The organism is Corynebacterium sp. H127 (assembly GCF_037482665.1).
Classification (GTDB): domain Bacteria; phylum Actinomycetota; class Actinomycetes; order Mycobacteriales; family Mycobacteriaceae; genus Corynebacterium.
The window spans coordinates 172,086-186,330 of sequence record NZ_JBBHKY010000004.1 but is presented as its reverse complement, the minus strand read 5'-3'; the positions used below and the strand labels follow the sequence as shown (position 1 = coordinate 186,330).

15 protein-coding genes are annotated in these 14,245 nt (G+C 59.6%); all 15 read right to left on the bottom strand.

The window, feature by feature from the left end:
* Nucleotides 1–3: 3 nt before the first annotated feature.
* The 15 genes from WG936_RS06260 to WG936_RS06190 all read right to left on the bottom strand — a co-directional run bounded on the left by WG936_RS06260 (nucleotide 4) and on the right by WG936_RS06190 (nucleotide 14,149).
* Nucleotides 4–633, bottom strand: coding sequence for a ComEA family DNA-binding protein (locus WG936_RS06260; protein WP_339572415.1), 630 nt, complete (start codon nucleotides 631–633; stop codon nucleotides 4–6).
* Nucleotides 634–717: 84 nt separating this feature from the next.
* Nucleotides 718–1,515 (bottom strand): class I SAM-dependent methyltransferase, encoded by a 798-nt coding sequence (locus tag WG936_RS06255; protein ID WP_339564898.1) that lies wholly within the window; start codon nucleotides 1,513–1,515, stop codon nucleotides 718–720.
* Complete coding sequence (locus tag WG936_RS06250; RefSeq protein WP_339564899.1) at nucleotides 1,512–1,871, bottom strand: cupin domain-containing protein; 360 nt, start codon at nucleotides 1,869–1,871, stop codon at nucleotides 1,512–1,514. The genes WG936_RS06255 and WG936_RS06250 overlap by 4 nt, the downstream gene beginning before the upstream one ends.
* An 82-nt stretch (nucleotides 1,872–1,953) precedes the next feature.
* Entirely contained in the window at nucleotides 1,954–2,748 is a 795-nt protein-coding gene (locus WG936_RS06245; RefSeq protein WP_339564900.1) for a DegV family protein, read from the bottom strand.
* Nucleotides 2,749–3,459 carry a histidine phosphatase family protein gene (locus WG936_RS06240; RefSeq protein WP_339564901.1) on the bottom strand — a complete coding sequence of 237 codons (711 nt, stop codon included), beginning with the start codon at nucleotides 3,457–3,459 and terminating at the stop codon, nucleotides 2,749–2,751.
* Nucleotides 3,456–3,920, bottom strand: coding sequence for a ribosome silencing factor (gene rsfS, locus WG936_RS06235; RefSeq protein WP_339564902.1), 465 nt, complete (start codon nucleotides 3,918–3,920; stop codon nucleotides 3,456–3,458). The genes WG936_RS06240 and rsfS overlap by 4 nt, the downstream gene beginning before the upstream one ends.
* An 86-nt stretch (nucleotides 3,921–4,006) precedes the next feature.
* Nucleotides 4,007–4,618, bottom strand: coding sequence for a nicotinate-nucleotide adenylyltransferase (nadD, locus tag WG936_RS06230; protein ID WP_339564903.1), 612 nt, complete (start codon nucleotides 4,616–4,618; stop codon nucleotides 4,007–4,009).
* A gap of 23 nt (nucleotides 4,619–4,641) precedes the next feature.
* Nucleotides 4,642–5,913, bottom strand: coding sequence for a glutamate-5-semialdehyde dehydrogenase (locus WG936_RS06225; RefSeq protein WP_339572414.1), 1,272 nt, complete (start codon nucleotides 5,911–5,913; stop codon nucleotides 4,642–4,644).
* A 16-nt stretch (nucleotides 5,914–5,929) separates the two neighbouring features.
* Nucleotides 5,930–6,817, bottom strand: coding sequence for a D-isomer specific 2-hydroxyacid dehydrogenase family protein (locus WG936_RS06220; RefSeq protein WP_339572413.1), 888 nt, complete (start codon nucleotides 6,815–6,817; stop codon nucleotides 5,930–5,932).
* A gap of 10 nt (nucleotides 6,818–6,827) precedes the next feature.
* Nucleotides 6,828–7,931 carry a glutamate 5-kinase gene (proB, locus tag WG936_RS06215; RefSeq protein WP_339565011.1) on the bottom strand — a complete coding sequence of 368 codons (1,104 nt, stop codon included), beginning with the start codon at nucleotides 7,929–7,931 and terminating at the stop codon, nucleotides 6,828–6,830.
* A gap of 138 nt (nucleotides 7,932–8,069) precedes the next feature.
* Nucleotides 8,070–8,969 carry an SDR family oxidoreductase gene (locus WG936_RS06210; protein ID WP_339572412.1) on the bottom strand — a complete coding sequence of 300 codons (900 nt, stop codon included), beginning with the start codon at nucleotides 8,967–8,969 and terminating at the stop codon, nucleotides 8,070–8,072.
* 110 nt (nucleotides 8,970–9,079) lie between these two features.
* The gene (gene obgE / locus WG936_RS06205; RefSeq protein WP_339564907.1) at nucleotides 9,080–10,591 is read right to left on the bottom strand and encodes a GTPase ObgE; all 1,512 of its coding nucleotides are present in this window, start codon (nucleotides 10,589–10,591) and stop codon (nucleotides 9,080–9,082) included.
* Nucleotides 10,592–10,783: 192 nt separating this feature from the next.
* Nucleotides 10,784–11,050: a 50S ribosomal protein L27 gene (rpmA, locus tag WG936_RS06200; protein ID WP_339564908.1), complete on the bottom strand. Its 267-nt coding sequence runs from the start codon at nucleotides 11,048–11,050 to the stop codon at nucleotides 10,784–10,786.
* A 39-nt stretch (nucleotides 11,051–11,089) separates the two neighbouring features.
* Entirely contained in the window at nucleotides 11,090–11,395 is a 306-nt protein-coding gene (gene rplU, locus WG936_RS06195; RefSeq protein ID WP_339564909.1) for a 50S ribosomal protein L21, read from the bottom strand.
* Between the two features lie 183 nt (nucleotides 11,396–11,578).
* Nucleotides 11,579–14,149 carry a translation initiation factor IF-2 N-terminal domain-containing protein gene (locus WG936_RS06190; RefSeq protein ID WP_339572411.1) on the bottom strand — a complete coding sequence of 857 codons (2,571 nt, stop codon included), beginning with the start codon at nucleotides 14,147–14,149 and terminating at the stop codon, nucleotides 11,579–11,581.
* Nucleotides 14,150–14,245 lie beyond the last annotated feature (96 nt).

Sequence of the window (14,245 nt, the reverse complement as noted above, 5' to 3'; positions counted from 1 at the left end):
GGTTCACAGGGTCACCTCGGGGGAAATCGCCGCGAACTTCGCCGGCCCAATCCCTTTGACCTCTTGCAACTGTTCGATAGCGGAGAATCCGCCTATCTGCTCCCGATGCGCGATGATCGCCGCTGCGGTTTTCGCCCCGACCCCGTCCAAGGACTCTAGCTCGGCGGCCGTCGCGGAATTCAGTGAGACTTTCCCCGGCTCGCTAGCAGCCTGGACGGGTGCTGCACCAACCACAGGGACCTGGATCTGCTTGCCATCACTGAGCTTTTCCGCGAGATTCAGGCTGGCCAGATCCGCCTCCGGCAGCGGCTGCGCTGCCTGCAGGGCGTCGTCGATACGCGCGCCGGGCGTTAGCGTGACCAATCCCGGCGCAGAAACCGCACCGACGACACTGACCACCGCCATCGTCTCTGAAGTCGGCGCTGCAGATACGGAGGCGGGGGCATATGAGTACCCGGGCGAGGTTGGTTGGCGCAGGAAGAACCACGCTGCCAGCCCGATGACACACACTAGCGCCACCCACATGCCATGACGCGGGGAAATCATAAATCGTGGCTTCGGATAGTGCACCGCGAGGAGGTCTTCCTCGCCGGTTGGTCGGGTCAGATCTGCGACACGTTCGGAGAGCTTCATGGCGCTCAAGTTAGCCGCAACCGGCACTTTCATGCGCAGAGCGCCCCAGCCAGCCTGTGGATAGCTACTGGGATGTGGATAAACTTAGGCGGGCTTGCGGGCCACCAACGCGATGGCTCCGAGTTCATCAGCATGCTTCCGAAATTCGGCTCGCATCGCGAGCACCCGCTCCCGGGCAGGCCGGTTACGCAGCAGATTAAACCCGAAACGCGCTGCCCCGAGCATCCCTTCATCGGAAATCAGACGAGAAGGCTCGAGCAAACGCATGGGTGCTTCGCCTTGCCACTCCACCTCCAGTCCGGCCTCTTCCAGCAGCGCTATCCAGTGCGCTACCGGCAGCGGCCGAGCGCCCACCTTGATCGTGCGGGATAGGTCCTTTTCTACCGCGTCGCGTGGTCGAGCTTCTGTCTCCACCCCGGTGCGAGACAGTTCATGAATGGCATAGCGTCCGCCTGGGGCGAGCAATCGGGTAGCTTCCGCCACCACTCGCGCCTTGTCTGTTTGACTTTGCATGGTGAGCATCGCCTCACCGATGACGAAGTCTGCTTCCCCACTCGGCAGACCTGTGGTGGCAGCGTCAGCAGCGACGAGCTCTGTGGGTACGGTGCCACCTAGCAGGTGCCCCAATACTTTAGGTGCGTCCGGATTGGGATCCACTCCAATCCAGCTCGCTGGGTGTGTAGCCAACAGCAATTTTGCGGTAGCCCCGACGCCTGGACCGAACTCTATGATTCGATCCCCGGCGCGTGGTCCGGCAGCAGTGAGCATCCGTTGCGTGAGCTCACGACCACCTGGTCGTAGTACCCGTTTACCGAGCTTTGCCAGCAGCCAGTGCCCCTGGAGGCGCTTTTCTTCCGGTGCCTGACGAGTCATCTCACTCATGCTGATTCCCCTTCCCCAGAGTCAACTTCCACCATGGTCAGTGTCAGTCGCGAGGGTTCTTCGGCCACGAGCGCGTGTGGCTGTCCGGGCGCTAGATAGATAACGTCGCCCGCGCTCATGGTTAACTCTTCTGTCCCCAGAGTCCACAGCATGCGCCCCTCGTTTAGTAGGCATGACACCGCCCGGGGCGTACTGTGCTGGCTGAGGAGCTGTCCGGTGTCGAAGGTGAACTGGACGACGCGCATCATGCTGTTGCTAATGAGCACTCGTGACGTGGTGGATTCTGCGACGACAGGAAGGGATTCAGCCAGCCCTAGATGAGCAGATGATGAGTGTAGGTTGTGGTTGGGAGCCATGGGCATCCTTAAGCTCGGAGAAACAGGATATGAGCTTAGCCTAACCTAATTTATTACACCCAAGGTGTGAGAAATCTCGCCGCTAGCCCTCCGGCTGCGCGGAATACACCACGGAAACCGCCAATGCCCCCGGGCCAACGTGGGCGCCGATCGCATCATCCAACTCTGATGTCAGATAAGAGGTCCCCTCAGCCAATACCGCCTGCATCGTCTTCAGCAGTGCCTTCGCGGCCTCACGAGCCTCAGTCTGCTGAATCGCGATGAAAACCGGCTTGCCACCAGCCTTTTCCGCGATCATCTCCACCAGTTTGATGAAGGCCTTGGTCTGGGTGCGCGTCTTCGCCGCCAGCTCAACTTTGCCGCCGCGGATCGTCATGATCGGGCGCGTCGCCAGCGCCGAGGACATCAACGCAGTCGCGGGCGAGAGCCTGCCAGACTTACGCATGTCCTCGATCCGGTGCAAGTACAGGAAAAGGTCCGCACGCTCAAGAGTGTTTACTGCCGCTTCATAGCAGCGTTCCAAATCGGCGCCTTGCTTGGCCAAGCGAGCGGCCGCCATCGCCGCAGCGCCAACCGCCATCCCGGCCGAATTCGTATCCACCACTCGCACGGTGTCATCAAATACCGCTGCCGCCGCAGTCGCGTTTGACCACGTCGAAGAAAGCTCCTTAGACAGATGCAAAGCTAAAACGCCCTCATCATGCCCACGTTCCAGCTGGCGCGCATACGCTGCAGTCAGCTCCAGCGCGCTGAGACCGGCGGTAGAGGTGGCACCGCCACGACTCATCACGTGCAAGGGCACAACGGTGATATCGAGTTCCTCAACAATGTCAGCAGGCAACCCCGCTGAGGAATCCGTAACGATCCGAACCGGCATTTACATGCCTCGCTTTGGCGCAGACATGTTCCACCCGTCTAGGTACCACTGTGCGTCGTCGACATTTTCGGCGGTAAAGCGCGCCTGCGGAATAATGGGATCGCCTTCGCCGTCGGCATCCGGGCTGCCCTGGAAGTAGCGCGGGCGGGCAGTCAACTGCGCCCAACACGTATTCTTCAGTCCGGAAAAGATCGGATATTGCTCCGGGCTAAAACCCAGCAAAGAGGAGGTCAGTGCTGCGATCGTCCCACCGTGAGCGACCACAACGACTGTGGAATCATCCCACTCCGAGAAATCACGCATCTGTTCGTCGATAACCGCACGAGCACGCTGCGCAACCTCGAGCCGCGACTCACCCTTAGGCGGTGCCCAACTGGCGTCGTGACGCCACAGCGCACGCGCACCGGGGAACTGTGCATCAACTTCCTCGTGGCTCATCCCCTGCCACTGGCCGAGGTGGGTTTCCCGCAGGCGCTTATCGACGCCCACAGCAACCCCCACCCGCTGCGCTACCGCCTTCGCTGTCTCCTGCGCCCGCTCTAGGTCGCTGGAGACGATCCTGCCGATCTTGATGTCTGCGAGAAAATCAGCCGCATTCTGGGCCTGCTGAACTCCCACTTCAGATAGCTCGGTGTCCATCTGCCCTTGCATCCGACGGGTGGCGTTATAAAACGTCTCCCCGTGTCGCATCAGGATCAGCTGGCGAGTCACAGCTCGTCTTCCGGCTCTTGCTCAGCCAGCGGAATCTCGTCGATGGAGCTTACTTCACGCTCGTTAACATCGCTCGCCCATGCCTGCGGGCGCTGCGGGGTCTCGATGCCGTCGATGGCGATCAGCGGGCAGTCACGCCACAGGCGATCAAGAGCATAGAATTCGCGCTCCTGCTCGCGGAACACGTGGACCACGAACTCGCCGTAATCCAACAGCGCCCAACGTCCTTCACGTGCTCCCTCGCGGCGGATCGGATCTGTACCGGCTTCGGTGAGCTTGTCTTCAATCTCCTCCACGATGGAATTGACCTGACGCTCAGTGCTGGCAGAAGCGATCACGAACACGTCCGTAATGGTCAACACCTCGGAAACGTCGATGACGGCGATTTCCTCAGCCAGCTTTTCACTCGCAGCGTGGGCAGCGATGGTGGCGAATCGAATCGAATCTTGAGATGCAGTCACGAAAGTCCTTTGAGATTGTTGAGTCTTACTACTAACACCATAGTTTCCCACGTTTGGGGCAGTTTAGGCTAGTTGACGGGGCAATCTTAAGAATACAACCCAGTTTTGTTGATGAACTGCACCACACCATCCGGTACGAGGTACCAAACCGGGCGCCCTGCGGCGGCCCTCTCCCGGCAATCCGTGGAGGAGATCGCCATGGCTGGAATCTCCAGCAAAGTCACGCGTCCCTTATGGATAGCGGGGTCAATGGAGGAGGTCAGTTCGTAACCAGGACGGGTCACACCGACGAAGTGCGCGAGCTCAAACATGGAGGGCCAGTCACGCCACGTGACGATCTGTGCCAGGGCGTCCGCGCCAGTGATGAAGTACAACTCTGCATCCGGGTACTCCGCGCGCAGATCATTGAGGGTATCGATGGTGTATGTTGGCCCCTCCCGCTCAATATCCACCCGCGAGACCGCGAACGACGGATTGGAGGCCGTAGCGATCACTGTCATCAGGTAGCGATCCTCCGCCGAGGACACCTTCCGGTCCGCCTTCTGCCATGGCTGCCCGGTGGGCACAAAGATAACCAGGTCTAGGTCGTAGCGGGAGGCTACCTCCGAGCCCGCAACTAAGTGACCGTTATGGATCGGGTCGAAAGTGCCGCCCATGATGCCGATGCGCTTCGGCGAGATGTGATTCGGTTGTCCCATAACGGACAACTTTAGTCTGTGGACTAGGGTCGAGTCTGCCCAGTGCCCTGCAGAATCCATTTGGTGGAGGTGAGCTCCGGCAGAGCCATCGGACCACGCGCATGGAGTTTCTGGGTAGAAATGCCGATCTCCGCGCCCATGCCATACTGCTCGCCATCCGTAAACGCAGTGGAGGCGTTGACCATCACCGCGGCGGAATCCACAGCATCGCAAAAGAGCTGAGCAGTACGGATGTTGTTCGTCGCGATGGCCTCCGTATGGCCCGTGGAGTAGCGGGCGATGTGAGCGATGGCGCCGTCCACGCCGTCGACAAGCGCGGCAGCGATATCCATGGACAGGTACTCGTCGCTGAAGTCAACCTCGGTGGCGGCCACATCTGCGCCGAGCTTTTCGACGTCCCCGTGTACCCGCACCCCGGCGTCCTGCAGCGCGGTGATGATACGTGTTTGATCGGCAGCGGGCAGGGCAGAATCGATAAGCACCGTCTCGGCCGCATTGCACACGCTAACACGGCGCGTCTTGGAATTGAGCAGAATCGCGATGCCTAGCTCCAAATCAGCGTCGCGGTCAATATAGACGTGGCAATTGCCAGTACCGGTCTCGATCGTAGGGACAGTTGCGCCCATGACCACAGCGTTAATCAGCCCAGCTCCACCACGCGGAATCACCACGTCCACCAGGCCACGAGCCGTAATCAGATCTTGCACGCTGCCGTGAGTCTCACAAGGCAGCAACTGCACGGATTCGGCAGGCAGCCCATGCTCAAGCAGCACTTCCTGCAGCACCGACACCAAGAAAGCGTTGGAGTTACGCGCCGTCTTAGAACCGCGGAGCAGCGCTACGTTGCCAGATTTGAGCGCCAGCCCGAAAGCGTCAACAGTAACGTTGGGGCGTGCCTCGTACACCATGCCCATCACACCAAGCGGCACGCGCACCTGTTTCATCTGGATACCGTTAGGCATCGTCGCACCCTGCAGCACCTGGCCTACCGGATCTTTCAGATCCGCAACTTGGCGCAACCCACCGGCGATACCAGCAATGCGTTCTTCCGACAGCGCAAGGCGGTCAATGAGGGACTCCGCCATTCCTGCGACTCTGCCGGCATCGATGTCAAGCTGATTTGCCCGGAGAATCTCCAGGGTACGCTCCTCCAGGCGATCCGCCGCGGCGCGCAGGATCACGTTCTTCTGGTCAGAGGTGAGCCGTGCGAGGACCCCAGCGATCGCCTTAGCTGCGCGAGCCTTGGCCAACACCTCGTCCCGTTCGGCAGAATTCGATCCCAAATCAGCAGTCATGCTGGACTATTTTAGCTCAGTATCCCTGCCCCGGAGTCACTTCTGTAGGCATCTTCTCCCCTGCGGCGAAAGCCTGGGCATTAGCCAGGATCGCCTTCGGCATCAAGGCTTGGATCCGCTCGCTGGTATTAGCAATATGCGGCGTGATCACTACGTTTGGCATGGCCCACAGCGGGTGTTCCGCTGGCAATGGCTCTGGTTCGGTTACATCCAAAGCAGCGCCCGCGATCTGCCCGGTTTCCAGGGCGTGTGTGAGCGCATCGGTATCAATGAGCGGTCCGCGCCCCACGTTCACAACCACCGCATGCGGCGGCATCTCGGCGAGAACCTGTGCATCCACCATGTGATGAGTTTCAGCTGTGAGAGGCGCGGCCACAATGAAATAGTCTGCCCGCGACCACGCAGCCTCCGTTGTTGTCTCATCTGCCCCCGGTACCGGACGGCCGGAACGATTGACTGCGATGACGCGGCAGCCAAAGCCATGCAGCATTGGGATGAGCTCCGTTCCAATACCACCCGCTCCGACGATGGCCACGGTCTTATCGTGGAGCCAGCCGGTAGCGTCCTCTGCTGCTGCACGCGCATCCCAGGAGGTGCACTGTTTGTGCGCATGCAACTGGGCGAGGAGCAACGCTACTGCCGATTCCGCGACGGTGGTGGCAAAGATGCCCCGGGCGTTTGCCCACCGCCGATCCGAGGTCAAGATTCCTGCGGCTTCAAAGCCGTCGATACCGGCTAGGCAAATCTGCACCCAGCGGATATTTTCCGGCAGCTCCGGGAATTCTTCCGGGGTCCCGTTGAAGACCAAGAAATCAGCCTCGCCGAGCTCGGTTTCTTCATAACCGTTCTCACTGAGGTAATCGATGACGGTGGACCAGCGATGCGGGGTAATCGAAAATTTCATGCCCCCCAGGCTACGCGCGAGTAGCAAAGTTGGACAGGTAGTCCGCGTGTACCACCGGCCGTTGCATACCCTCCGGCAGCTCATCGCTGTGTTTTCCGAGCATCGGCCGTAGCGTGCGAGAGTCAAAGGCCACTTCCCCACGCCCAATAATTTCTCCTTCAGGCCCAAGGATTTCTACGATCTCGCCGGAGTGGAAATCCCCGTCAATTTCGGTGATACCCACCGCCAACAGCGAGTTACCTCCGGCCGTCACTGCACTCACAGCACCAGCATCGATCTTCAACGTCCCCGCAACATCTGCCGCGTAAAGGGCCCAGAATTTCCAGGCACTGATTCCATTGTCCTTGGGGTGGAACACCGTGCCCACCTCAGCGCGATCCAGCGCCGGACCAATGTTGTCCGCGCTGGTAAGCAGCACTGGGATCCCACCGCGGCAAGCAAGCCGGGCAGCCGACACTTTGGTGGCCATGCCACCAGTGCCCACCACGCCCCCAGAGCCGGCGATCACTCCTTTGAGATCATTGCCGTCACGCACCTCGGAGATGAAACGCGCAGTCGGGTCCACCGGGTTCTTGTCATAGAGGCCATCGACGTCGCTCAGCAGCACCAGCGCATCCGCGCTCACGAGGTTTGCCACGATCGCAGCCAAACGGTCATTGTCACCGAACCGCACCTCAGTGGTGGCTACTGTGTCGTTCTCATTGATGATCGGCACTGCGCGCAGCTGGCGCAAGCGATCAATGGTGTTCTGTGCGTTACGAGCCCGGTCACGCTGCCCAGCGTCACTCGCAGTGAGCAGCACCTGACCCACCGCCCGACCATAACGAGCGAAGCTGACTCCCCACTGGTGCGCAAGGTAAACCTGGCCGACCGCGGCCGCCGCCTGACGGGTGGCAAGATCACTCGGGCGGTGCGGCAGGCCGAGGGGGGCCATCCCCGCGGCAATAGCGCCAGAGCTGACAACAATGACATCAGTGTTACGCGCCATGCGAGCTTGGATAGCATCAACCAGCTTATTGATCTGCGCCGGCTGCACAGTGAAATTCTCGTCCGTCAGGCTACTCGAGCCAATCTTGACCACAATGCGCTTGGCGCGCGAGATCTGCTCCCGCACGCTCGAATGGTGCCCAAAAGCAGGCCCTCCAGGCTCGGCCACGGGGAAGGTTGCTTCCGGGGTCGAATCGGCGGTGAAAGGCTTGAGCGGGAGGGTGGACATGGAAGTAAATATAGTCGCCCGCACGCTGCTGCGGGGCTATGGGGTTGGATCCCCACCCGTTGCACCGAGCGTTTCACCGGAGACGAAAGACGCCTCATCGCTGGCGAGGAAAACATAGGGACCAGCCATCTCGACCGGCTGCCCTGCCCTGCCTAAACCAGAATGTTGGCCGAAGGAAGTGATCTTCTCTTGTGGCTGACCGTGTGAGGGCTGAAGTGGGGTCCACACCGGGCCAGGTGCTACCGCGTTGACGCGAATGCCCTTCGGTGTCAGTTCCGTAGCCAAACCCTTGGACAGATTATTCATTGCTGCCTTAGTCATCGCATAATCGAGCAGGGTGTTCGATGGCGAGTACGCCTGCACGGAAGAACTGAAGATAATGGAGGCACCCGGCTTCATATACTTCAGAGCTTGCTTTGTGACATAGAAGGTGCCATAAAGGTTGACCTTCATCGTGCGGTCAAAGCTCTCATCAGAGATGCTTGCTAGGCCTTCATTCCACACTTGGCGACTGGCATTATTGACCAAGATGTCGAGTCCACCCAATGTCTTCACGGCGTCATCGACAAGCAAACGGCAATAATTCGGATCGAGGAAGTCACCTGGCAGCGGCACTGCCTGGCGCCCAGTCTCCTCAATTGCTTTAATAACTCGCTCGGCATCTTCTTGTTCAGCTGGCAAATACGCCAGTGCGATGTCGGCACCTTCACGGGCATATGCGATAGCTACGGCGGCACCGATTCCGGAATCACCACCAGTGATCAATGCCTTCTTGCCGTGTAGCCGTCCGCTTCCGACGTAACTTTCCACCCCGATGTCAGCCATGGGCTGCAGCTGCGCATCTAGCCCTGGCTCCGGCTGAGTTTGCTTGGGTGGAGAGATCCGAGGGTGCAATTCGCGCGGGTCAACAGTAGCTTCCTGGCTTACTCGAGTCATCGAATCCTCCTAAAGTTGCTGTGCTTTCCACCGTACTGATGGACGCGAAACGGCCCCTCAAATTTGAGGGGCCGTTATTTTTTCGACAAAGAGTGTTGATGGAGCTGTTATTAGCCCTGCCAACGCTCTCGGTCGGCAACTTCGCCATCGCCATAATCCAGTTCGTCGATAAGGCCACGACGAGCCTGGGAGGCGCGCTTACGCTCGGCGGCGGAGATACGCTCGGTCTTTTCCAGTCGAACGTCGGTGCCTCGCCCTGTCATCAGGGAGTCAGCACCAGCAGCGGTCATTGGCTCCCATTCGAAGGTGACATCGCCGATGGTTACCTGCGCGCCTTCGCTTGCGCCGGCCTTGAACAATGCGTCTTCCACCCCGGCACGCGCCAAACGGTCAGCAAGGTAGCCGACTGCTTCATCGTTCTCGAAGTCAGTTTGGCGAATCCAACGTTCCGGCTTTTCGCCGCGGACCACAAAAGCGCCCTCGAACCCTGGGTCTTGTTCCACCACGAAGCCCAGCTTGTTCTTGACCGCATCCACAGCCTGTGGCCGGATGATCGTACGGACCTCCGCCTTGGCCTTCGGATTGACCTTGCGGTGCTGCTGCACGATTTCCAACAGTTTGAACTTCAGCGGTTCCAGCCCCTGGTAGGCGGCAGCGGAGATGATGAACACCGGCCAGCCGAACTTCTCTTCGATGTCGGATTTGAGGAACTCAGCCAGCTCCAGCGCCTCTGGGACGTCGGTCTTGTTCAGCACGACAATTCGCGGACGATCTTTGAGGTCTCCGAGCCCAACATCGTGGCTGAGCTCGGATTCGTACAAGGCCAGCTCGTTTTCCAGCGCCTCAATATCGCTGATCGGGTCACGACCAGGATCCATCGTGGCAGTGTCAACGATATGTGCCAGAACTGCGGTGCGCTCAATATGGCGGAGGAAGTCCAGACCAAGACCCTTGCCCTCGGAAGCGCCAGGAATTAGGCCTGGCACGTCTGCAATGGTGAAGGTCTCATGGCCCACTTCCACCACACCAAGGTTTGGCGCGAGGGTGGTAAACGGGTAGTCGCCGATCTTGGGCTTCGCAGCAGAGATGACAGAGATCAGACTGGACTTGCCGGCGCTGGGGAAACCGAGCAAACCGACATCCGCCATGGACTTAAGTTCCAGGGTCACATCGTGTTGCTCGCCTGGCTCGCCCTTCAGCGCGAAGCCCGGCGCCTTGCGGGCGCGACTGGCCAGCGAGGCGTTACCCAGGCCACCGTGGCCGCCTTCAGCAGCGATGTAGCGCATGCCTACCGCGGTTAGGTCTGCCATGACCTCACCCTTGTCATTCATCACCACAGTACCTGCTGGGACCTCCAGCACGAGGTCTTCTCCGCGCGCACCATTGCGGTGGTCACCGGCGCCATTAGTGCCGCGCTGTGCCTTGATGTGCGGCCGGTAGTGCAAGTCCAGCAGGGTGTGAACTTGCGCGGAGGCCTCGAGGACGATGTCGCCACCGTGACCGCCGTTACCGCCGTCGGGGCCGCCAAGCGGCTTGAATTTCTCGCGGTGGATCGAGGCGCACCCGTTACCGCCGTCGCCAGCCATCAGGTGCAGGACCACGCGGTCAACAAATCGGTTCATGGGGGTTCCTTCAATCTAGGGCGCGCTTCTCGACGTCAATAGTGCCCAATTCTACTGTGCCTTCGAGCAATCGATTGATTGTAGCCAACCACCAGCCGGAAAGGCTAATGCCAGGCAGCACTCTGACGCCAGTTGCCACGGATAAGCGAAAACCCGCACTCACATGGAGTGCGGGTTCTAGCGATGTCAAGCTTAAGCTTCTACAGCCTCAGCTGGAACAATGTTCACCATGCGACGGTTGCGCTTGGTGGAGAACTGGACTGCGCCAGCCTTGAGAGCGAACAAAGAATCGTCGCCGCCACGGCCAACGTTCTCGCCTGGGTGGAACTTGGTTCCGCGCTGACGAATGAGGATCTCGCCGGCCTTGACCTGCTGACCACCGAAGCGCTTGACGCCGAGACGCTTTGCCTCGGAATCGCGACCGTTAGAGGTCGAGGATGCACCCTTCTTATGTGCCATTTGGTTTCCCTCCTTCAGGAAAGCTAAAAGCCTGCCGGCTTATTTGATGCCCGTTACCTTGAGAACGGTCAGTGGCTGACGGTGGCCCTGGCGCTTCTTGTAACCGGTCTTGTTCTTGTACTTCAGGATCTTGATCTTCGGGCCCTTGGTGTGCTCGACGATCTCGGTGTTGACGCTGATCTTGGAAAGCTTGGCAGCATCAGTAGTTACATCGGCGCCATCGACGAGCAGAACCGGGGTGAGAGCCACGGAAGAACCTGGCTCACCCTCGATCTTCTCGACCTTGACGAGGTCACCTTCGGCAACCTTGTACTGCTTGCCGCCGGTCTTGACGATCGCATACATAGGAGGGCTACCCCTTTATCTAGAACTCGGCTCGGACACACGGTCGCGCGCCCGAATGGACAAATGATTTTTTTGGCGTTTACAAGGGATCTTCGCAGCGATTGAAGCACGCGGAACTCACCTGTAAACAGCGACTGTCAAAGACTACCCGGTAACGCGGCGAAAATACAAACCGCGTGCTCGCTAGCCTCGGTTGCGACGTACCACGCGACGACGTCCGCGAGACTGCTGTGGCTGCTGTGGTTTTTCCGCAACCGGTGCAGCAGGCTCCGCGCTTGCCAGCTTCTTCACCACGCGGCGACGTCCGCGACGCGGCGATGTCTCAACAACCGCAGCTTCCGGCTCTTTCGATTCCGCCTTCGGCGCAGCAGCACGCACAGGCTTCTCGACGGCAACCGCTTCCGGCTCCGCAAAGTCAGACTTGCGTGGAGGTACATCAGACTTGGAGTTGCCCCGGGTGGCCCGGCGGCGACGCGGCGAGTTGTTGTACTGCTCCAGCGCCTCCTCATAAGACTGCGCTGGCTGATAGTCCTTGCCGGATGGCTCTTCAGGATCTTCCTCGTCTGCCGTCGCTACGGCAGCGGCTGCGATTTCCTCGATCTCAGAGACATTGCGGTTCTTGCGCCGACGACGCGAAGGACGAGTGTCCTGTTGCTTTTCCGGCTCCACTGCCACAACCGCCGCTGCGAGCTCCTCGATGGACTTTTCTTCTTCCTCGTCCTCGCGGTGTATCGCCTTGATCGCCGGATGCTCTGCGCGCTTTGTGGCGGCGCGCTTGCCGTAGACCGGGACATCTTCTTCCTGCTCAATTGGGTCAGTATGCAGGATGATGCCTCGACCTTGGCAGCACTCACACTCGGTGGAGAAAGTCTCCAACAGGCCGGTCCCCAGCTTCTTGCGCGTAACCTGCACTAGCCCCAAGGAAGTGACCTCAGATACCTGGTGACGGGTGCGATCCCGCCCAAGCGCCTCGGTGAGTCGACGCAGCACCAAGTCGCGGTTTTCCGGCAACACCATGTCGATGAAGTCGATGACGATCATGCCGCCCATGTCACGCAAGCGCATTTGACGGACGATCTCCTCGGCCGCCTCGAGATTGTTCTTGGTGACGGTTTCCTCGAGGTTGCCGCCGGCGCCGGTAAATTTGCCAGTGTTCACGTCGATGACGGTCATAGCTTCGGTACGGTCAATCACCAGCGTGCCACCGGAAGGCAGCCACACCTTACGCGCTAGCGCCTTGTGTAGCTGTTCATCGATCCGGTAAGACTCGAAGGCATCGACCCCGCCGTGCTGGGAGGAATCGAACTTCTCCAGACGCTCAACCAAGTCCGGCGCCACCGAATTTACGTAGGCATGCACGGTCCCCCATGGGCGGCTACCATCCACCACAAGCTTGTCAAAGTCCTCATTAAACAGATCACGGACCACCTTGACCAGCATGTCCGGCTCTTCATACATGGTCACAGGCTTCGCGCCGCGCCCCTGCTTTTCACGCTTAGTACGGTCTTGAATCTGCTCCCACAGATTGTGGAGACGCGAAACATCAGCAGCAATCTCCCGCTCGTGCACGCCTTCCGCAGCAGTGCGGATGATAGCGCCGCCATCCCCCGGAACAACTTCCTTCAGGATTTCCTTGAGACGCTTGCGTTCCGGCTCTGGCAGCTTTCGTGAAATCCCCGCGGAACGTCCTCCTGGGACATACACCAGGAAGCGACCAGCCAGGGAAATCTGCGTGGTAAGGCGTGCACCCTTATGCCCGATCGGGTCCTTGGTTACCTGCACCAAAACTTGATCACCGGACTTGAGGGCCTGTTCAATCTTGCGGGATCGTCCCCCAAGACCTGCGGAGCGCCAATCAACCTCGCCGGCGTAGAGCACGCCGTTGCGGCCCTTTCCGATATCGATGAACGCTGCCTCCATCGAGGGCAGCACGTTTTGCACGCGGCCAAGATAAATGTTGCCGACCATCGTGGACTGCGTTTCCGAGGTGACAAAATGCTCTACCAGCATCGAGTCTTCCAACACACCGACCTGAGTCACGCGGCCCAAACCATCTTCCCGCTCCCGCTCGCGCACGACCATGACACGTTCTACAGATTCGCGGCGCGCCAAGAACTCTGCTTCGGAAACGATATGACGCTTCTTGCGACCTTCCTCCCGACGCTCTGTACGGCGACGACGCTGTGCTTCGAGACGCGTGGAGCCCTTGATGCCCATCGGCTCCTCAGTGACCTCTTCTACTGCCTCTACCTGAGGCTCATCGGAGCCCTTGCCGCGCCCTTTGCCTCGACGTCCACGACGCTTAGGAGCAGAGGTCTCTTCGCTGTCCACAGCAGGAGCAGCCACTGGCTCTGGGGCTTGGAAAATAGGTGCGATGAAGACGTTTTCAGGGGCAGGCGTGATCTCTGGGACTACGTCTTCCAGCAGTTCAGCGTCCTTCTCCTGCTCTACGGCTGTCGCTAGGTCGATGGTGGCCAGCTCGCGCTCGACCTTTTCCTCGATTTGGTGAATCTCGTTAGCTACGTTCTTTTCCACCCGCTTACGGATGACGTCTTCGTCTTTGCCACTGAGGGCGTCGAGAAGCTGCTCGGCTTCCTGCTTGGAGATGGTGGACTGGGCGACCTTTTTCAGCCCTAGATTGGCGAGCTCCGCGATGAGTTCCTTAGATGCCATCCCGAGTGCTTTCGCAAGGATGTGTACGCGGTTCTTCTCCCCTAGTTGGGTTCTATCGAATTGTGCTGCGCCGTTTGCCACGGTCAACTCCTATGTTCATTTTTTGGCGCGTGTCCCGGGCGCTGGCACTTCTTGCCGCCGCCACACAGGTCGCGCTTCATGTCGTATAAAGCCTTA